Annotated in this window: 13 protein-coding genes, 12 tRNA genes and 2 rRNA genes (1 of these 27 only partly in view); 25 read left to right on the forward strand and 2 right to left on the reverse strand. The window is 46.0% G+C overall.

What is annotated here, in order from left to right; genetic code table 11:
- The 23 genes from ACSQ8O_RS03695 to ACSQ8O_RS03805 all read left to right on the forward strand — a co-directional run.
- Window positions 1-2,835 (forward strand): 23S ribosomal RNA (locus ACSQ8O_RS03695); it begins 80 nt to the left of the window's first position.
- Between the two features lie 71 nt (window positions 2,836-2,906).
- Window positions 2,907-3,023 (forward strand): 5S ribosomal RNA (gene rrf, locus ACSQ8O_RS03700).
- A 5-nt stretch (window positions 3,024-3,028) separates the two neighbouring features.
- Window positions 3,029-3,104, forward strand: a tRNA-Asn gene (locus ACSQ8O_RS03705).
- Window positions 3,105-3,106: 2 nt separating this feature from the next.
- Window positions 3,107-3,182, forward strand: a tRNA-Thr gene (locus ACSQ8O_RS03710).
- A gap of 16 nt (window positions 3,183-3,198) precedes the next feature.
- Window positions 3,199-3,273, forward strand: a tRNA-Glu gene (locus ACSQ8O_RS03715).
- Between the two features lie 14 nt (window positions 3,274-3,287).
- Window positions 3,288-3,363, forward strand: a tRNA-Val gene (locus ACSQ8O_RS03720).
- A 12-nt stretch (window positions 3,364-3,375) separates the two neighbouring features.
- Window positions 3,376-3,448 (forward strand) — tRNA-Thr (locus tag ACSQ8O_RS03725).
- A 9-nt stretch (window positions 3,449-3,457) separates the two neighbouring features.
- Window positions 3,458-3,532 (forward strand) — tRNA-Gln (locus ACSQ8O_RS03730).
- 16 nt (window positions 3,533-3,548) lie between these two features.
- Window positions 3,549-3,624, forward strand: a tRNA-Lys gene (locus ACSQ8O_RS03735).
- 19 nt (window positions 3,625-3,643) lie between these two features.
- A tRNA-Leu gene (locus ACSQ8O_RS03740) sits at window positions 3,644-3,723 on the forward strand.
- A 38-nt stretch (window positions 3,724-3,761) separates the two neighbouring features.
- Window positions 3,762-3,836, forward strand: a tRNA-Gly gene (locus ACSQ8O_RS03745).
- 9 nt (window positions 3,837-3,845) lie between these two features.
- Window positions 3,846-3,922 (forward strand) — tRNA-Arg (locus ACSQ8O_RS03750).
- Between the two features lie 26 nt (window positions 3,923-3,948).
- Window positions 3,949-4,022, forward strand: a tRNA-Pro gene (locus ACSQ8O_RS03755).
- A gap of 19 nt (window positions 4,023-4,041) precedes the next feature.
- Window positions 4,042-4,112, forward strand: a tRNA-Gly gene (locus tag ACSQ8O_RS03760).
- A 336-nt stretch (window positions 4,113-4,448) separates the two neighbouring features.
- Window positions 4,449-7,235: a phosphoenolpyruvate carboxylase gene (ppc, locus tag ACSQ8O_RS03765; protein ID WP_436240476.1), complete on the forward strand. Its 2,787-nt coding sequence runs from the start codon at window positions 4,449-4,451 to the stop codon at window positions 7,233-7,235.
- 118 nt (window positions 7,236-7,353) lie between these two features.
- Window positions 7,354-8,223 carry a DMT family transporter gene (locus tag ACSQ8O_RS03770; RefSeq protein WP_436240477.1) on the forward strand — a complete coding sequence of 290 codons (870 nt, stop codon included), beginning with the start codon at window positions 7,354-7,356 and terminating at the stop codon, window positions 8,221-8,223.
- Window positions 8,224-8,303: 80 nt separating this feature from the next.
- On the forward strand, window positions 8,304-8,900 hold the full coding sequence (gene sigW, locus ACSQ8O_RS03775) for an RNA polymerase sigma factor SigW (protein ID WP_436240478.1): 597 nt from the start codon (window positions 8,304-8,306) through the stop codon (window positions 8,898-8,900).
- Between the two features lie 73 nt (window positions 8,901-8,973).
- Window positions 8,974-9,579 carry a zf-HC2 domain-containing protein gene (locus tag ACSQ8O_RS03780; RefSeq protein WP_056618184.1) on the forward strand — a complete coding sequence of 202 codons (606 nt, stop codon included), beginning with the start codon at window positions 8,974-8,976 and terminating at the stop codon, window positions 9,577-9,579.
- 168 nt (window positions 9,580-9,747) lie between these two features.
- Complete coding sequence (gene cdaA, locus ACSQ8O_RS03785; protein ID WP_056618181.1) at window positions 9,748-10,569, forward strand: diadenylate cyclase CdaA; 822 nt, start codon at window positions 9,748-9,750, stop codon at window positions 10,567-10,569.
- On the forward strand, window positions 10,562-11,806 hold the full coding sequence (locus ACSQ8O_RS03790; RefSeq protein WP_056618178.1) for a CdaR family protein: 1,245 nt from the start codon (window positions 10,562-10,564) through the stop codon (window positions 11,804-11,806). Before cdaA ends, ACSQ8O_RS03790 begins: the two co-directional genes overlap by 8 nt.
- Window positions 11,807-11,836: 30 nt before the next feature.
- Window positions 11,837-13,177 (forward strand): phosphoglucosamine mutase, encoded by a 1,341-nt coding sequence (gene glmM, locus ACSQ8O_RS03795; RefSeq protein ID WP_436240479.1) that lies wholly within the window; start codon window positions 11,837-11,839, stop codon window positions 13,175-13,177.
- Between the two features lie 462 nt (window positions 13,178-13,639).
- The gene (gene glmS / locus ACSQ8O_RS03800; protein WP_436240480.1) at window positions 13,640-15,469 is read left to right on the forward strand and encodes a glutamine--fructose-6-phosphate transaminase (isomerizing); all 1,830 of its coding nucleotides are present in this window, start codon (window positions 13,640-13,642) and stop codon (window positions 15,467-15,469) included.
- A 167-nt stretch (window positions 15,470-15,636) separates the two neighbouring features.
- Entirely contained in the window at window positions 15,637-15,783 is a 147-nt protein-coding gene (locus ACSQ8O_RS03805) for a helix-turn-helix domain-containing protein (RefSeq protein WP_436240481.1), read from the forward strand.
- Window positions 15,784-16,186: 403 nt separating this feature from the next.
- Here ACSQ8O_RS03805 and ACSQ8O_RS03810 read toward each other — a convergent pair whose 3' ends face one another.
- Both ACSQ8O_RS03810 and ACSQ8O_RS03815 read right to left on the reverse strand, forming a co-directional pair.
- Window positions 16,187-17,023: an alpha/beta fold hydrolase gene (locus tag ACSQ8O_RS03810; protein ID WP_436240482.1), complete on the reverse strand. Its 837-nt coding sequence runs from the start codon at window positions 17,021-17,023 to the stop codon at window positions 16,187-16,189.
- Between the two features lie 76 nt (window positions 17,024-17,099).
- A complete protein-coding gene (locus ACSQ8O_RS03815; protein WP_436240483.1) occupies window positions 17,100-17,738 on the reverse strand; it encodes a hydrolase in 639 nt (212 codons plus the stop codon).
- 310 nt (window positions 17,739-18,048) lie between these two features.
- Between ACSQ8O_RS03815 and ACSQ8O_RS03820 the strand changes: the two genes are divergently transcribed.
- Both ACSQ8O_RS03820 and ACSQ8O_RS03825 read left to right on the forward strand, forming a co-directional pair.
- The gene (locus ACSQ8O_RS03820; protein ID WP_436240484.1) at window positions 18,049-18,210 is read left to right on the forward strand and encodes a DUF1427 family protein; all 162 of its coding nucleotides are present in this window, start codon (window positions 18,049-18,051) and stop codon (window positions 18,208-18,210) included.
- A 93-nt stretch (window positions 18,211-18,303) separates the two neighbouring features.
- Entirely contained in the window at window positions 18,304-20,136 is a 1,833-nt protein-coding gene (locus tag ACSQ8O_RS03825) for an amidohydrolase (RefSeq protein ID WP_436240485.1), read from the forward strand.
- The last annotated feature ends 19 nt before the right edge of the window (window positions 20,137-20,155 follow it).

Below are 20,155 nucleotides of genomic sequence, written 5' to 3' on the forward strand. Positions count from 1 at the left end.
GGGAGCCGTAAGCAGGCTTTGATCCGGGGATGTCCGAATGGGGGAACCCAGCTGTGGTAATGCGCAGTTACTCTAAAGTGAATACATAGCTTTAGTAGAGGCAGACCCAGGGAACTGAAACATCTAAGTACCTGGAGGAAAAGAAAACAAAAGTGATTCCGTCAGTAGCGGCGAGCGAAAGCGGAATAGCCCAAACCAAGGAGCTTGCTCCTTGGGGTTGTAGGACCTCGTTATGGGGTTAGTTTGGTAGGCGAAGTGATCTGGAAAGATCCGGCATAGAAGGTAAAAGCCCTGTAGCCCAAACTGAACGAATCCCCTAGAGGTATCCTGAGTACGGCGGGTCACGTGAAACCCCGTCGGAATCCGGCAGGACCATCTGCCAAGGCTAAATACTCCCTAGTGACCGATAGTGAAGCAGTACCGTGAGGGAAAGGTGAAAAGCACCGCGGAAGCGGAGTGAAAAAGAACCTGAAACCGTGTGCTTACAAAAAGTCAGAGCCCTCTATATGGGTGATGGCGTGCCTTTTGTAGAATGAACCGGCGAGTTACGTTCCCGTGCGAGGTTAAGTTGAAAAGACGGAGCCGCAGCGAAAGCGAGTCTGAATAGGGCGCTTTAGTACGTGGACGTAGACCCGAAACCGTGTGATCTACCCCTGTCCAGGGTGAAGGTGAGGTAACACTCACTGGAGGCCCGAACCCACGAATGTTGAAAAATTCGGGGATGAGGTGGGGGTAGCGGAGAAATTCCAATCGAACTCGGAGATAGCTGGTTCTCCCCGAAATAGCTTTAGGGCTAGCCTCGGATGTTGAGTTGTGGAGGTAAAGCACTGATTGGGTGCGGGGCCCGCCAAGGGTTACCAAGTCCAGTCAAACTCTGAATGCCACAAACTTAAATCCGGGAGTCAGACAGTGAGTGCTAAGATCCATTGTCAAAAGGGAAACAGCCCAGACCATCAGCTAAGGTCCCCAAGTGTGTGTTAAGTGGGAAAGGATGTGGAGTTGCACAGACAACCAGGATGTTGGCTTAGAAGCAGCCACCATTGAAAGAGTGCGTAATAGCTCACTGGTCGAGTGACTCTGCGCCGAAAATGTAACGGGGCTAAACACGCCACCGAAGCTATGGCTTGCACGTATGTGCATGGGTAGGGGAGCGTTGTATGTACGTTGAATTCTGACCGTAAGGACAGGTGGAGCGCATACAAGTGAGAATGCCGGTATAAGTAACGAAAAGATCAGTGAGAATCTGATCCGCCGAAAACCTAAGGGTTCCTGAGGAAGGCTCGTCCGCTCAGGGTAAGTCGGGACCTAAGGCGAGGCCGAAAGGCGTAGTCGATGGACAACAGGTGGAAATTCCTGTACCACCGTAGCCGTTATGAGCAATGGAGTGACGCAGAAGGATAGTGACGCGAGCTGATGGATGCTCGTCCAAGCAGTGAGGCTGATGTGTAGGCAAATCCGCACATCGTAAGGCTGGGCTGTGATGGGGAGGGAAATTTAAGTACCGAAGGTCATGAGTTCACACTGCCAAGAAAAGCTTCTAGCCAGGCGAAGGTGCCCGTACCGCAAACCGACACAGGTGGGTGAGAAGAGAATTCTAAGGCGCGCGGAAGAACTCTCGTTAAGGAACTCGGCAAAATGACCCCGTAACTTCGGGAGAAGGGGTGCCTCGGTAGGGTGAATAGCCCGAGGGGGCCGCAGTGAAAAGGCCCAAGCGACTGTTTAGCAAAAACACAGGTCTGTGCGAAGCCGCAAGGCGAAGTATACGGGCTGACGCCTGCCCGGTGCTGGAAGGTTAAGAGGAGTGGTTAGGGGCAACCCGAAGCTATGAATTGAAGCCCCAGTAAACGGCGGCCGTAACTATAACGGTCCTAAGGTAGCGAAATTCCTTGTCAGGTAAATTCTGACCCGCACGAATGGCGTAACGACTTGGGCGCTGTCTCAACGAGAGATCCGGTGAAATTTTAATACCTGTGAAGATGCAGGTTACCCGCGACAAGACGGAAAGACCCCATGGAGCTTTACTGCAGCTTGATATTGGACTTTGGTACGATCTGTACAGGATAGGTGGGAGCCTTTGAAGCCTGAGCGCCAGCTTGGGTGGAGGCATCGTTGGGATACCACCCTGATCGTATCGGAGTTCTAACCTAGTACCGTGATCCGGTATGGGGACAGTGTCAGGTGGGCAGTTTGACTGGGGCGGTCGCCTCCTAAAATGTAACGGAGGCGTTTAAAGGTTCCCTCAGAATGGTTGGAAATCATTCGCAGAGTGCAAAGGCATAAGGGAGCTTGACTGCGAGACCTACAAGTCGAGCAGGGACGAAAGTCGGACTTAGTGATCCGGTGGTACCGAATGGAAGGGCCATCGCTCAACGGATAAAAGCTACCCTGGGGATAACAGGCTTATCTCCCCCAAGAGTCCACATCGACGGGGAGGTTTGGCACCTCGATGTCGGCTCATCGCATCCTGGGGCTGAAGTAGGTCCCAAGGGTTGGGCTGTTCGCCCATTAAAGCGGTACGCGAGCTGGGTTCAGAACGTCGTGAGACAGTTCGGTCCCTATCTGTCGCGGGCGTAGGAAATTTGAGAGGAGCTGTCCTTAGTACGAGAGGACCGGGATGGACGTACCGCTGGTGTACCAGTTGTCTCGCCAGAGGCATCGCTGGGTAGCTATGTACGGAGGGGATAAGCGCTGAAAGCATCTAAGCGCGAAGCCCCCCTCAAGATGAGATTTCCCAGTATGTAAGACCCCTTGTAGACGACGAGGTTGATAGGTTCGAGGTGGAAGTGCGGCAACGTATGCAGCTGACGAATACTAATCGGTCGAGGGCTTAACCAAAATTCCTAAGTAAGTACTTTACGTTGAAGTTTCGTATCTAGTTTTCAAGGCGCAAACAAACGCTTTGACTGTTTGGTGATGATGGCGGAGGGGACCCACGCGTTCCCATCTCGAACACGACCGTTAAGCCCTCCAGCGTCGATGGTACTTGAACCGCAGGGTTCTGGGAGAGTAGAACGTTGCCAAGCATTGTTCCCTGATAGCTCAGTTGGTAGAGCACTCGACTGTTAATCGAGTTGTCACAGGTTCGAGTCCTGTTCGGGGAGCCATTGCTTCCATAGCTCAGTCGGTAGAGTGCATCCATGGTAAGGATGAGGTCACCGGTTCGATTCCGGTTGGAAGCTCCAGTAATTTTTTAAGTAAGGCCCGTTGGTCAAGTGGTTAAGACACCTCCCTTTCACGGAGGTAACAGGGGTTCGAGTCCCCTACGGGTCACCATTTTCAGATCCCATGGAGGCTTAGCTCAGCTGGGAGAGCATCTGCCTTACAAGCAGAGGGTCGGCGGTTCGATCCCGTCAGCCTCCACCATTAACTTTATATGCCGTTGTAGCTCAACTGGTAGAGCAACTGACTTGTAATCAGTAGGTTGGGGGTTCAAGTCCTCTCGACGGCATGTTTATATTGGGGATTAGCCAAGCGGTAAGGCAACGGACTTTGACTCCGTCATGCCAAGGTTCAAATCCTTGATCCCCAGCCATTTTTTCACAACACATGAGTCATTAGCTCAGTTGGTAGAGCACCTGACTTTTAATCAGGGTGTCGTAGGTTCGAATCCTACATGACTCACCATTTGCCTTATTTACAACATGCGCGTATGGCGGAATTGGCAGACGCACTAGACTTAGGATCTAGCGGGTGACCGTGGGGGTTCAAGTCCCTCTACGCGCATTAAATCCTCACTTGTATTCATACAATTGAGGTACCCTGCGGAAGTGGCTCAGCGGTAGAGCATCGCCTTGCCAAGGCGAGGGTCGCGGGTTCGATCCCCGTCTTCCGCTCCAAAGTTTTATGCGCCCTTAGCTCAGCTGGATAGAGTATTTGACTACGAATCAAAAGGTCGGGAGTTCGAATCTCTCAGGGCGCGCCATTCTTCATTATAAGTTATAAACGTATCGGGACGTAGCTCAGCTTGGTAGAGCACCTGCTTTGGGAGCAGGGGGTCGCATGTTCAAATCGTGTCGTCCCGATCATTTTTTTCTAAACTACGCGGGCGTAGTTTAATGGTAGAACTTCAGCCTTCCAAGCTGATCGCGCGGGTTCGATTCCCGCCGCCCGCTTATAAGAAAAGGACCACCTTCGGGTGGTTTTTTTCTTTTATCAAGAGACAGTAACAAAAAGATCGGCACCGAGTGAATACCAATGGTATTTCGCACATTGAATGAGCGTCTAAATATACCGTCTAACTCCTTCTAATTAGGAAATAATACAAATCAAAGCATCGCAGAATCTTACCAATACATTAATTACCACCGAAAAACGTACGGTTTTTTTATTTTAATACTATGTGTAGCGGTTAGATTGTGGTAAAATATTCTGAAATGAGTTTTTATAGCGACTAGCTTTTGCAGAGAGAAGCATTAATGCATCATAGTGAATAGATGGGGTGGAGAGTCATGGTAGAGAGTGAGATCGTCCAACAAAAACAAAGTACGAATAACCTGCTGCGTAGAGATATTCGGTTTCTTGGACACATACTAGGTGAAGTTCTTGTACATCAGGGCGGAAATGATCTGCTGGATGTCGTTGAACGAATTCGCGAAATGAGCAAGTCGTTAAGAGCACACTATGTTATTGAGATCTATGATGAGTTTAAGAAAACGATATCTTCACTAGATCCGGAAATTCGCCATCAAGTGATACGCGCCTTCGCTATATACTTCCAGCTAGTTAATATTGCAGAACAAAACCATCGTATTCGCCGTAAACGTGACTACGAGCGCTCTTCAGGGGAATCTGTACAACCAGGTTCGATTGAAAGCATCGTACAAGAGCTGAAGAATACGAATATTCCTTATTCCGAGGTACAAGAAATACTTAAAGCGATCTCTCTTGAGCTCGTAATGACGGCTCATCCAACGGAGGCTATGCGTCGTGCAGTGCTCGATATTAATTTGCGCATTTCTGACGATATGATGAAGCTGGACAACCCTAATTTAACGTACCGTGAGCGTGAGCAATTGCGCGAGAAGCTTGTGGGTGAAGTGCTTAATTTGTGGCAAACCGATGAGCTGCGTGATCGTAAACCGACGGTAATCGACGAAGTGCGTAACGGATTGTACTATTTTGACGAGACATTATTTGACGTATTGCCAGAAGTTTACCACGAGCTTGAGCGTTGTTTAAATAAATACTACCCAGAAGACAAATGGCATGTGCCATCCTTCTTGAAATTTGGATCTTGGATCGGCGGAGATCGTGACGGAAATCCATCTGTAAGAGCGAATGTGACATGGGAGACGCTTGGTCTGCACCGTCAATTGGCTTTGCAAAAGTATGAGGAAATCCTGAGAGAATCTTTAGCACACATGAGCTTTAGCAAGAACATTGTGAATGTGAGCAAAGCTCTGATCGAATCGATCCAATGTGATCGTGAAGCGATGGGGAATGTTCAGGATGTTTGGCGTAATGAGAAGGAACCATACCGCATCAAGACGACTTATATGATCGAGAAGATTCATAATACGGGCAATGCAAATGTATCTTCTACGCAGAAGTACAATAGCCCTGAAGAGTTTATTCAAGATTTGCAAGTTATGGAAGCTAGTTTGCGTGCGCACTTTGCAGATTATGTCGCGGATAAATATATTAAGAAGCTAATTCGTCAAGTTGAACTCTTCGGCTTCCACTTAGCTGCTCTGGATATCAGACAGCATAGTAAAGAGCATGAGAATGCGATGACGGAAATTTTGGCGAAAATGGGTATTACGCCGGATTACAGCAAGCTTTCGGAAGATGAGAAAATTTCATTGCTCACGAATGTCTTGAACGATCCACGTCCTATCACGTCTACGTACTTGGACTACACGGAAGGTACGAAAGAATGCTTAGACGTTTATCGTACAGTTGGTAAAGCGCAGAAGGAATTCGGACGTAATTGTATTAACAGTTACTTGATTTCGATGACGCAAGGTGCAAGTGACATGCTTGAAGTTGTTGTATTTGCCAAAGAGGCGGGCCTATACCGCAGAGAGAGCGACGGAACTGTTACGAGTACTGTTCAGTCTGTTCCGCTTTTTGAAACGATTGACGACCTTCACGCGGCGCCTGGTATCATGAGCACGTTGTTAGCGATTCCTGCTTACCGATTAAGCCTTGATCCAGAAACACAAATGCACGAAATTATGCTAGGCTATTCCGACAGTAATAAAGACGGTGGTGTGATAACAGCGAACTGGGAGCTGCGCATGGCGCTTCAAGATATCACAGAAGCGGCGAAGAAATTTGGCGTGAAGTTGAAGTTCTTCCATGGTCGTGGTGGGGCATTGGGTCGTGGCGGTATGCCATTGAACCGAAGCATTCTAGCTCAACCTGTTGAAACACTTGGTGGCGGCATTAAGATTACGGAGCAAGGTGAAGTTCTTTCTTCGCGTTATTCCTTGCAAGGTATTGCTTACCGCAGCTTAGAGCAAGCGACGTTTGCGTTGATTACAGCTTCCAAGCTGTCCCGTTCACCACAAAGACACCCGCTTGAAGATAAGTGGGAAAATATTATGCGTGGTATTTCGGAGCAAGCACAGACGAAGTATCAGGATCTTATTTTCAGAGACGAAGACTTCTTAACGTTCTTCAAAGAATCTACACCGCTGCCGGAAATTGGCGAGTTGAATATCGGCTCCCGCCCATCCAAGCGTAAAAATAGCGATAAGTTCGAAGATTTGCGTGCGATTCCATGGGTATTCTCATGGACGCAAACGAGATACCTGCTACCAGCATGGTATGCTGCAGGTACAGGCTTGCAAAGCTTTGCTCAAGGTAATGAAAGCAACCTAGCAGTCCTCAAAGAGATGTATGAGGATTGGTCCTTCTTCCGCACGATGATTGATAATCTGCAAATGGCTTTGGCAAAGGCAGATCTTCTTATCGCGAAGGAGTATGGCAGCTTGGTGAAGGAATCCGCGATTGCAGAGCGTATTTTCAATCTGATCAAAGACGAGTATGAGTTGACGTCTTCGATTATTTTGCAAATTACAGGTCAGCAAGAGATTCTGGATAATGTTCCTGTCATTCAAGAATCGATCAAATTGCGTAATCCATACGTGGATCCGCTTAGCTACATGCAGGTTGAGTTGCTTACAGAGCTACGCGCACTAAGAGAAAACAATGAAGATGATGCGATTCTGCTTCGTGAAGTACTACTTACAATCAACGGGATTGCTGCGGGACTTCGGAATACGGGCTGATCCTTTCGACAACATAAGAAAACAACAGGATGACAAAGTCGAGGGCTTGCAGCAATGCAGGCAGCTCGGCTTTTTCTGTAATTACGGGAATTGCCCAAGTCAGGAGGTGCGCGGCAGCATGGGGCGATGGTTGGCAATAGTTCTTGTCCTTATTGGGGCTTCAAGCTACGGCTTGCTTTCTTCATTTATTAAAATGGCCTATGATCAAGGTTTCACAGATGGACAAATTACACCTGCTCAGATGACGATGGGGACCGTATTCGTATGGGGTTTGATTCTTTTTCACAAAAAGTCGTGGATAAATCCGTTTAGGGGTCCTTGGATTAAGCTGGGGTTGATTGGGATTTTCGGACTGTCGTTAACGACGGTCGTATATAATATTGCGCTGCAAGAGTTAGATGCTTCCTTATGTATTATTCTTCTCTTTCAATTTACGTGGATGACGATTGCCATGGATTGTATCGTGAAACGGAGATTACCGAAACGAATGGAAGGGATTGCGATTGCGCTAATTTTGGCGGGGACCATCCTTGCGGTGAATGTGTTTGATACCAACTGGGGAGAGCTCAGTATTCTGGGTATACTATATGGGCTTATCTCTGCGTTAGCGTATAGTATTTTTCTGTTTTTCACGGGACAAGTCGAAAGTTCACTGCCTCCGCTCATGAATTCTGCAATTATGCTGACGGCTGCGCTGCCGATTATGTATATCTTGTATCCACCTACGGTTTTTGTTCATGATAATGGTGGTATGCTGTTGCTATGGGGATTGCTTCTCGGGTTCCTAGGCCAAGTTGTACCGACTGTTTCATTTAATATCGGAATACCCAAGATCGGAAGCGCACTTGCAGCAATGCTAGGATCTGTGGAGCTTCCAGTGGCTATTCTTGCAGCTTATCTGCTCATCGGGGAACCGATTACCGGGTTACAATGGGGAGGCATGGCCCTAATTCTAGGTGGAATTATAATTTCTGAAAACAAATCGTAATTTGTGCGTATATAGTAGAAGTGGGAATTTTGTTATCATTAAATTGTTGTTGAATTGTCGAGAAGCCGGAGGAAAACCAATTGAACTTTGTTGAAGCACGACTGGCTAAGCTGGCCAGTAATGGGGATCGCAATGCTTTTGCAGAGCTCGTGGAGCTCTATAAAGACAAGATCTTTCATTTGGCTTACCGCATGCTGAATAACAAGCAAGAAGCCGAAGATGCCGTGCAGGAAACGTTCTTGCGCGTGTATACGAATTTACATCGATATGATGAGAATCAGAAGTTTTCGACGTGGATTTTTCGAATCGGGACAAACTTATGTATTGATAAGCTGCGACGAAGAAAGCAAACGTATTCGCTGGATGCCGAAATGACAGATGGCGAAGGCAATGATTATTATGCAATGCTACCTAGCGATGAGGATACACCTGAGAAACAGCTGATTGTTTCTGAAACGCAGGCACAGATTCACCGAGCGATTGAGACGCTGCCAGAGAAATATAAATCAGTTGTCATTCTCAGATATCTGCATGATATGTCACTTCAGGAAATTAGCGATGTGCTTGACATGCCCGTCACCACGATCAAAACGCGTGTACACAGGGGGCGGGAGTACTTACGAAAAAGACTGGAGCAGGAGGAACAAGTTGTTAGTACAAATTCTGTTCGAATCTGAAACATATTTGTAATCGAAACGTATGGTATATCACAACATGCTCTACTAATTAAAGAAAGGGGTGGCTGTAAACGTGAATTGTAAAGAAGCCCTCCCGCTCATACATGAATATCTCGACGGTGATTTACCAAAGACGGAAGCTCTACCTTTGAAAGAACATTTGATAGCCTGTCAGGCGTGTCATAACACTTTCAAGCAGCTGGAGAAAACCGACGCTTTGGTTAGAATGCTGCCCTCCATTAAAGTACCTGATACGTTAACTGCACAGATTATGAGCGGCTTACCACCGATGAAAAAGAAGAATACCTGGACGGATTGGATTCGCAGACACCCTGCTGTATCGGTTGCTGTGGTTTTTGGAACGGTCATGTTCGGAAGCTTCATATCGATGTGGGATGACGATCAGAATCTCATGGTGCAGGGAAGTAACCTTCAGGATGTCGTTATTCAAGGGGATACAGTGATTGTACCGCAAGGACATACTGTAAATGGTGATCTTGTGGTCAAACGCGGGGAACTGAAGGTTGAAGGCGATGTAACGGGGAATGTCGTCGTGATCGATGGTTCAGTCAACCTAGCCTCAACGGCACACATTTCTGGAGAAGTCAAACAAGTCGATGAAGCATTGAGCTGGGTCTGGTACAAATTAGGTGAATTCGTAGGTAAAATCACGCCATAACGGAATATCCCCTTATAGCTGAGACTATAGGGGGCTTTCTTCTTTTTTTACATAGGAAAAATGAACCAATTCTCACGCGATGAGTCTAGATAAATAGAAGTATACTTAGCTTTATGTTATGATTCCTATATAGAGAGAACTTTGTTTAGTCGCCTGGGGGAGAATACAATGGATTTGCTCACGAGCATCTCGGCTAAGGATATTGTCGATATACTCATCGTTAGCTATGTGATTTATAAATTGATCCTAGTGGTGCGTGGGACAAGGGCTATTCAACTGATGAAGGGTATCCTCGTGGTCGTCATTACCTGGGTCATTAGTATTTGGTTTCAGTTAAGTACACTGCAATGGATGGTGAATCAAGCCTTTACGTTCGGAGTGCTTGGGGTTATTATTATTTTTCAACCTGAGCTAAGACGAGCCTTGGAGCAATTAGGACGAGGTAAGTTGTTCGGAAGTAGATCTTCTTCAGAAGAAGATCAAGATGTGAATAAAAGAATCAGCGAAGTGATTCGGGCTGCGAATTATTTGGCAAAACGTAAAATTGGGGCTTTAATTGTTTTTGAAAAAGATACGGGACTTACCGACTATGTCGAATCCGGTATTGCGATAGAGAGCAAAATCAGCGGAGAGCTGTTAATTAATATTTTCATCCCAAATACCCCTCTTCATGATGGCGCAGTTATTATTCGGCAAGGGCAGTTGATGGCCGCTGGTTGTTATTTGCCTCTGTCTGAAAATCCTTTCATTTCGAAGGAACTGGGGACTCGGCATCGTGCAGCGATTGGTATGAGTGAAGTTTCGGATGCGATGTGTGTGATTGTTTCGGAAGAGACAGGTCAAATATCACTAACAATGAACGGACATATCGTACGGGATATTAAAGAGGAATCGTTGATATCTAAGCTATTTGAAGAGTTGAAACCCAAAGCGAAAACAAATGAGAAGAACCCTTTCATGAAATGGTGGGGAGGGCGTTCGAATGGATAAATGGTTACGTAATACAAACGTGGTACGGATCGTTGCGCTTGTTGTCGGGATACTGCTATGGGTAGTTGTCCATATGGAAGAAACGAATATATCCGGGAACACAGCGCTGCGCGAGCGAGTGGAAACGATTAATAACGTCTCCATCACAACCAAATATGATGAAACGCATTATTTCATCTCGTCGATGAATCCCGCGAATGTGCAGGTGATTCTGAAAGGGAAGGAATCTTCCGTTAAGAAAGTGACGGCTAGCAATACGTATCAGATTCAATTGGATTTGACGCAGGTCGGCAAAGGCGACCATCAGGTTACCCTAGCACCGGTAGGGATACCGTCAGATGTGGATGTGGAGATCGTTCCTAGAACGGTTCACGTCATGATTGAAGAGCTACAAATGAAAGAGGTACCTGTCGTTATAAATGTCAAAGGAACGCCTGCTGCAGGCCTCAAAGCGGGACAACCTATTGTGAAGCCAGGTAAGGTGTACATTACGGCACAAACGAGTAAACTCGATCAGATTGAGAATGTCCGCGGTGAGGTATCTGTGGATAAAGCACAATCAGCGGTGACGAAGCAGGTCAGACTGCAGGCTTTTGACAAAGAAGGCAAAGAAGTAACCCTTAACATCAATCCTTCGGTTGTCGATGTTGAGGTGCCTATCACTAGCCCATTCCAAACCATTCCGTTACAGATCAAAGTAAGCGGTGAACCTCCTGCAGGATTTGCCATCGCGATGATCACACAAACCCCTGATAAGGTGACCGTATACGGAGCACAAGACGTCGTAGACCGCATGGAATTCTATCAAGGGCCGCAGCTTAGTCTGCAGGATGTGAAGGAAACGAAAGATTTCGCACTGGACATTCCTCTCAGGAATAAAGTAACTCAATTAGATCCTGCGAAGGTGACGGTCCATGTTGAGGTTGTGCCTTCAATCACGAAAGCTGTAGAAAATGTACCGATTACGATTATTGGTCAAAATGAAAATTACGAAACCAAAGTGACGCAGCCAGCGTCGGCTACCTTGAATATTACGGTAGAAGGTGCTCCTGCCATAATTGATCAATTGAAAGTTCAGGATATTCAAGCGATACTAGATGTTAGTAATTTACCGCCTGGTAAGCATGAATTGAAAGTAACTTTAAATCTGCCTACTTTCGTGAAGTTAGGACTTCCACAAGAAGTGAAGGCGATCGTAGAAATTAGTGAGAAAAATGTTAAAGCAGCAAATCCATAATGGGGAATAGAGAAAGAGGAGAATACAAAAATGGGGAAATATTTTGGTACAGATGGTGTGCGCGGTGTCGCGAATGGCGAACTCACACCAGAATTGGCTTATAAGGTAGGACGCTGCGGCGGGTATGTGTTAACAAGACAGGCAAAACATCCGAAAGTCGTGATCGGGAGAGATACACGTATTTCGGGGCCGATGCTTGAGGCATCCCTTGTAGCAGGATTGTTATCGATTGGTGTTGAGGTGATTCGTATTGGTGTGGTGAGCACACCAGCGGTTGCTTATTTGACGAAAAAGCTAGGCGCAGACGCAGGCGTTATGATCTCTGCTTCACATAATCCAGTTGAGGACAACGGGATTAAGTTCTTTGGCGGCGACGGCTTCAAGCTATTGGATGAGACGGAGCTTGAGATTGAACAGTTGCTCGATGCAGCTGTAGATGAACTGCCTCGCCCGGTTGGCGGCGAGATTGGTACGGTTTCGGATCAGCCAGATGCGAAGCACCTTTATCTGGCTTTCTTGAAGGAGACGGTGTCGAAGTCCTTCGACGGCGTGAAGGTTGTTCTTGATTGTGCGAATGGCTCAGCCTATGAGCTGGCGCCTTTGATTTTCCGCGAGCTCGGAGCGGAAGTAATCACCATCGGTGCGGAGCCGAATGGGCGCAACATCAACGATGATTGCGGATCCACCCACCCAGAGACGCTACGCGACGAGGTGGTTAAGCATGGCGCAGCCATCGGGTTGGCTTTTGACGGCGACGCAGATCGTCTGATCGCGATCGATGAGAAGGGCGATGAAGTCGACGGCGACTTCATCTTGAGCATTCTTGGCGATGCGTTGAATCGTCAAGGGAAGCTGAACCACGGCACCATTGTGACGACGGTGATGGCGAATATTGGCTTTTTCAAAGGGATTGAAAAAGCGGGCTTGAAGGCTCTACAAACAGCTGTAGGCGATCGCTACGTGATGGAAGAGATGCGTAAAGGCGGCTACAACCTAGGCGGCGAGCAGTCTGGTCATGTGATTTTCCTGGATTACATCTCCACTGGTGATGGTATTCTAACTGCGCTACAATTGGTGAATACCCTAGTAGAATCCCGGCGTAAGCTGAGTGATTTGAAAGGGATTATGCGTAAATTCCCGCAATTGCTTGTTAACATCCGCGTAGCGGATAAAAGCAAGTTGAAGGACAATGCGGTAATCGAAGAAGCGATCCGTAAAGTCGAGGATGAGCTTGGCGATAACGGTCGTGTGTTGGTTCGTCCATCCGGTACAGAATCCTTGATTCGTGTTATGGCAGAAGGCCCTGATAAAGAGCAAGTAGAAGCATATGTTCATGATATTGCGAAGGTTATACAAGAGCAATTGGTATAATTATAGGCTGCTAGTCCCTCATTTTTGCTGGAAAATGGCGAGATGGGGGATCAGGTATGCCAAAAACAAGTTGCATTACTGGGGCAAAATGCATATGATGAAGTTACTCAAGAAGGAAAGGCAGGGCAGAGGTTATTCGTAATAAATAGCGCCAGAACTCGCAAGCGGGACGGAAATGTAGCCGAACGGCTGCTACTACGCGGTGAGTTGACGAGGTGAAGGTGTTCGAAACATTCGGCGGGGACCTTCCGGCACGAGGAGTGCCGTTAAGTTGGAGAGCAAAATCGTTCGGGCGACCGAGCAGACAAGTATCCAACATCTATTAACGATTTATTGAATCTTACACGTAAAGAACGCCCTTATAGATGGTTTATTTCATTATGATTTATGACTGATTGAAAATCAGATCCTTGACAAACAGCCCTTGTAGAAGAGGCTTATACAAATTTGGAGGTTGTAACTATGTGCGGTATTGTTGGTTATATTGGAAAGCGTAATTCTCAGGAGATTCTATTGGATGGCCTTAAAAAGCTAGAGTATCGAGGCTATGATTCTGCTGGGGTAGCGGTGTATACGGCGGATGGCTTGCAAATTAAGAAGGCCAAAGGCCGCATTGCGAACTTGGAGTCGAAGCTGGGTGAAACGCCGCTTAACGGAAGCGTTGGCATCGGGCACACACGTTGGGCGACACATGGTAAGCCTTCGGACGTGAATTCGCATCCACACACCGATAATTCTTTGAAATTCTCCGTTGTGCATAACGGGATTATTGAGAATTATATTACGCTGAAAGAAGAACTAATCGCGAAAGGCCATGTTTTCGTATCGGAAACGGATACAGAGGTTATTTCGCATTTGATCGCGAGTTTGTACGAGGGGGATATCCTCAAAGCTGTTCAGAAAGCCGTGAAGCACATGACAGGTGCGTTTGCGCTTGGTGTTTTGACAGAGTTCGAACCGGATCGCCTCGTTGCTGTGCGTCAAGCTAGCCCGCTGATTATCGGGATCGGCGAAGGCGAGAACTTCATTGGTTCAGATATTCCAGCAATTCTAGAATATACACGTAATGTGTTCATTCTAAATGATGGCGAAATGGCGCTATTGACGCGGGATGCTGTCGAATTAATGACGTTAGAGGGGAATTTTATTTCCAGGGAAATGTTCCATGTCGATTGGGACATTGTTACGGCGGAAAAAGCCGGATTTGACCATTTCATGTTGAAAGAAATCTATGACCAACCGAAAGCATACCGCGATACGATGGGGAGTCGTATTTCCGCTGACGGTAAAAGTGTGACGTTGAATGAACTTACGATTACGCCTGAGGCAATTCGTAACATCAGCCGCGTGCATATCGTAGCTTGTGGAACAGCATTCCATGCTGGTATGGTTGGGAAGTATGTTATTGAGAAAATGGCGCGTATTCCGGTGGAAACGGATGTAGCGTCTGAATATCGTTATCGTTCCCCAATCATCACAAAGGATACGCTCGTGATTGTTGTGAGCCAATCCGGTGAAACGGCGGATACGTTGGCAGCACTTCGTGAAGCAAAACGTTGCGGAGCACACGTGTTGGCAATTACGAATGTTGTAGGCAGTTCCGTTGCGCGTGAGGCGAATGACATCATTACAACATGGGCTGGACCGGAGATTGCGGTAGCTTCGACGAAAGCGTACACGTCGCAATTGATTGGTTTTTATTTGCTAGGTCTTCACTTAGCGCAAACACTCGGCACGCAAACGCCGGAGGAAATCGCCGAAGTGATTGCAGCGATGAAGGAATTGCCAGCGCAGGTTAGCGAGATCCTTGAGCAAGCGGAAGCATTAAAAGTTGTTGCTGAAGAGATGGCGAAGCATGATAATCTGTTCTTTATCGGCAGAGGTTTGGATTATGCGGTAGCGCTTGAAGGCTCCTTGAAGTTGAAAGAGATCTCTTACATTCACTCTGAGGCGTATGCAGCGGGTGAGCTGAAGCACGGTACGCTTGCGCTGATCGAGGATGATATCCCGGTGATCGCGTTAGCGACGCAGCATGAGTTACTTGAGAAAACCGTGAGCAACATTAAAGAAGTGAAGGCGCGCGGCGCGAACGTATTAGGTATTGCTGTGGAAGGTGAAACGGAGCTGCAGAAGTCAGTTGATAGCACGTTCATTATTCCAAAAACGTTGGATGTATTAACGCCTGCATTGTCTGTAATTCCTTTGCAGTTGCTGTCTTACTACGCGTCGTTGGCTCGTGGGAATGATGTTGATAAGCCTAGGAATTTGGCGAAAAGTGTAACAGTGGAGTAGGCGTAAAGTAATTCTCCTTAATAATGTCTGGTGATATAAAAGTTTGGAACCAGTAACAAAAGTATGGAACCGCAATAATGACTTCTTATTTATACTAACAACTTTCATTCATGTGACCCGATCAATAAGATGTTCGGGTCACTTATTATTTAATTGGATGTGAAAAAATGATAAATATTGGGCCCAATATTCGTAGATTACGAAAATTAAATAATATGAATCAAGTGGAGTTCTCGAGTAGAATAGGCATTTCTCAAGGGAATTTAAGTGAGATTGAGCAAGGGAATTGTAATCCATCTTTTGATACCTATTAGCAATAAAGAAACAATTTAATTGCAATATTGATGTTTTAATATTTATTGAGAATGATCTAGTTATATCAAATAATTCTTCTGTATTATCAGAAGGAAAATTAAGCATGATTTCAAACTATAGGTTGTTAGATGGGTTAGATCAAAAAGAAATAGATGAAATCATTAAAATAAAGATTTCTATAAATAAAGTTAGTCCCAGTGAGCTATTACAGCCATCTGGGACTATTTTTTTTTGCGATCTGTCATTAAGCTGAAGAAAGCAGTAGTGGATGCTAAAAACGAAAGAGCTAAGCGCTAATAGGGCGCTTAGCTCCCTTTTTCATTTCAAATATTCACTTTTTACGATGAGATCTCCCCCGAACCATCTATAATTGTTACTTTTGGAAGAGCTTCTTCATTCAATTTAGTTTTTAAGGAAGTTAATCAAAGCAGTATTGAATTGTTCAGGGTGAGTCGCGTTCAAGCCATGCGGTCCACCTTCAATTACAACGAGTTGACTACCTGGAACAGCTTCGTAGGAAAGTTGACCGCTTACTTCAAGAGACACAATCACATCGGAATCGCCATGGATAACAAGCAATGGAATATCAAATTTAGCCAAATCGCTACGGAAATCCGTCCGGCCGAAGGCATCAACGCAATCCAGTGTCCCTTTTGGTGAAGCGTAAGAAGCAATTTCAAGGTTGTAAACACGGAATGACTCACTGACCAGGTCGGTTCTATCCCCTGCTTTAAAGAAATTGTGAGAGAAGCTGTCAAGGAAAGCGATGCGGTCTTTTTTCAAACCGTCTTGGAAGCCCTGAATGGTGCTTTCATCAAGGCCACCTTCCGGATGCTCATCGGATTTGAAGAAGAACGGTGGAACTGCAGCAGCCAAGACAGCTTTTTTGACACGACTTGTTCCGTAGGTACCAACGTAACGAGCAACCTCTCCGCCACCCATCGAAAATCCGACCAGCGTCACATCCTTAAGATCCAGATTTTCGATTAGCTTATGAAGATCTGCTGCAAACGTATCATAGTCGTAACCGGTCCATGGTTGGGAGGATTGTCCGAATCCACGGCGGTCATATGTAATCACGCGGTAACCTGCATCGATAAGTGCTGGAACTTGACTCTCCCACGAGCGCCCGCTCAGCGGCCAGCCATGGATCAATACGACAGGTTTGCCTGCGCCAAGATCCTCAAAATATAATTCAATGGGTTGCCCGTTTTCTGTTCCTACTGTTAGTTTAGCCATTTTCATAATTCCTCTCGAATTGGTTTTGGTTAAGCTGAGACAGTCAAAATTAATTGACTGTCTTTTGATAAATAGGTTACCCGCCGTGGCCCCCAAACATTGTTTGAGCATAAACAACACCCGCACCGTAGGCGCCACTGTGTTGCATAGCAATGTCCAGAACGGCATCATACGTTTCTTGATGTGCCCAATCGCGCTGATACTCAAGGAGAACGGATAGCCAAGTCACGGGAATGGCTCCTGCTTGAATCATACGTTGAACGGACATGTTATGCGCTTCCGTCGTCGTCCCGCCTGAAGCATCCGTTACAATATATACTTCATATCCATCTTTAATGGCTGAAATGGTAGGGAAAGCAAGACAAACCTCTGTCCACAGTGCTGCCATAATTAGTTTCTTGCGACCTGTTTTCTTTACTGCATTCACGAAGTTTTCGTCTTCCCAGGAGTTCATTGTTGTTCGGTCAATTGGCTTTTGATCAGGAAATACTTCTTGAATGTGCGGATGAATAGGGCCAGAAAATGATTCAGCAGCAACCGTTGTAAGAATAATTGGCGCATTGAAAACTTTAGCTGTTTTAGCCAATGCAACCGTATTGTTAATAATCGTTTGGCGATCGGCGCTTTGTACACCAAAAAGCATTTGAGGCTGATGGTCTACTAGGATAATAGCGGAGTTCTCAGCTGTTAGTAAATCGGACTTGTCATTAAACATGTAAAAATCCCTACTTTCTATTTATGGTTACAACAGATTTACAAATGTGAATCTGAACCCGCTGCACATACAAAGTCTATTGAAATGTAAACGAATGAACAATCTTCATTTTTCTATATTGCCCATAGGTAAAAACTATAGGTTACACAAAAAAGCTAAAAATAATGTATAAGCATTTCCTATGGCTGTTATAGAGAAAGTCTTATTGATAGAAAGAATCCTGACTTATAAACTTAAACAGAAGGTAAGGGTTAAACAAAAACATCATTAATGACAGGATTGAAGGAGGAAAGTTAGTATGTGGGGTCCAATGCTTATCGCTTTAGCTACAGGTATCGTCATTGGCGTTGTTTTTCAATTTTTGAAGATTCCTTCTCCGGCGCCGCCTTTTTTGGGATTACTTGGTCTCTTAGGAATGTTTTTAGGACAACGGTTGATGCCTTGGATACAATTTTGGTTAAACCGCAAATAACACAATAACAAAGGAGAACAAAATCATGTCTGAGAAGCCGACAATTGTTGAAGTAAACCTAGTTCCTAATAAATAACAAAGGAGAACAAAATCATGTCTGAGAAACCAACGATTGTTGAAGCAAATCTAGTCATTCATAATGCCCGTATCGTGACGATGGACGACGCTAATCCATCAGCCACAGCAGTTGCAGTTAAAGGCGGCCAATTTCTGGCCGTGGGGGACGATGCCGAAATCATGAAATATGTTGGGCCTACCACGCAGGTTGTTGACGCAAATCAGCGAATGTTGATTCCAGGTTTGAACGATTCTCATATTCATCTCATTCGAGGCGGTCTCAATTATAATCTCGAGCTTCGATGGGATGGCGTGCCATCGATTGCGGATGCCTTGCGGATGCTGAAAAAGCAGGTGGATCGTACGCCAGCACCTCACTGGGTTCGTGTTGTTGGCGGTTGGACAGAATTCCAATTCGCGGAACGCCGAATGCCAACTTTGGATGAAATTAATCGAATTGCTCCGCATACACCGGTATTTATTCTCAATCTTTACCGTCAGGCTTTTTTGAATAAAGCAGCCTTGCGAGTCATCGGATATACGAAAGATACACCGAATCCGCCAGGCGGAGAAATCCAAAGGGATAGCCAAGGGAATCCGACAGGAATGCTCATCGCTAGACCTAATGCTACTATTTTGTATGCGACCTTAGCGAAAGGACCGAAGCTTTCATACGAGGATCAAATTAATTCAACCCGATTGTTTATGAGGGAGTTGAATCGATTCGGAGTCACAAGTGTTATTGACGCTGGTGGGGGCTTTCAAAACTACCCTGACGATTATCAGGTATTTGATGAGCTTGATAGACGTGGAGAAATTACGGTTCGCACGGCGTATAATTTATTCACCCAGCATCCCAAGAATGAACTGAATGATTTTAAAGCATGGACCTCTACAACGCAGCCGTATACAGGCAGTCCCTACTATCGTCATAACGGAGCCGGTGAAATGCTTGTTTATAGCGCAGCAGACTTTGAAGATTTTGTAGAACCTCGTCCGGAACTTCCAGCTGTACTGGAAGATGATCTCTTCGGAGTTACCCAGCACCTTGTAGAGCAGCGTTGGCCATTTCGTCTTCACGCCACTTACGGAGAATCTATCACACGTTTTCTCGACGTATTCGAGCGCGTGAACAAAGAGGTTCCCTTTAAAGACTTACGCTGGATTTTGGATCATGCCGAAACAATTCAGGAGAAGGATTTGGAGCGAGTTGTTGCATTAGGCGGTTCGATCGCCGTTCAAAGCCGAATGGCTTTTCAAGGAGAATATTTCGTTGATCGGTACGGGGCCGAAGCAGCAGAAAATGCGCCTCCAATCACCAAGATGATTAAAGCCGGCTTGCGTGTTGGGGTAGGGACAGATGCAACCAGAGTAGCCAGTTATAATCCATGGGTTGCCTTATATTGGTTGGTAACGGGCAAGACACTTGGTGGGCTAATCTTGTACCCTGCTTCCAATCGTGTAGAGAGGCATGAAGCGCTTCGCATGTATACGGCAGGAAATGCATGGTTTTCAAAAGAGGAAGATGTGAAAGGGCAAATTAAAGAAGGTCAATATGCCGATTTTTCGATACTTTCTGATAACTTCTTTCTTGTTTCCGAAGAAGCTATTAAGAAAATTGAAGCTGTCTTCACTGTTGTAGGAGGCAAGATCGTCTACGGCACTAACGAGTTTCAATCTTTGTCGCCGCCAGCACCCCAAGCAAGTCCAGACTGGTCTCCGCATAATATCTTTGGAGGCTACTACAATGGATCAAATTACGGAGGAGGCGGAGCGGGAGTTCAGGCAACACAAAAGGCGCACCATCATCATGGATGCAACCATCACCATGGCAGTGGCTTCTGTGACCTGGATTGCTTCGTTTTCTGAGTACGTTTCACCAAAATAA

The organism is Paenibacillus sp. LjRoot56, from assembly GCF_964253335.1.
Classification (GTDB): domain Bacteria; phylum Bacillota; class Bacilli; order Paenibacillales; family NBRC-103111; genus Paenibacillus_E; species Paenibacillus_E allorhizoplanae.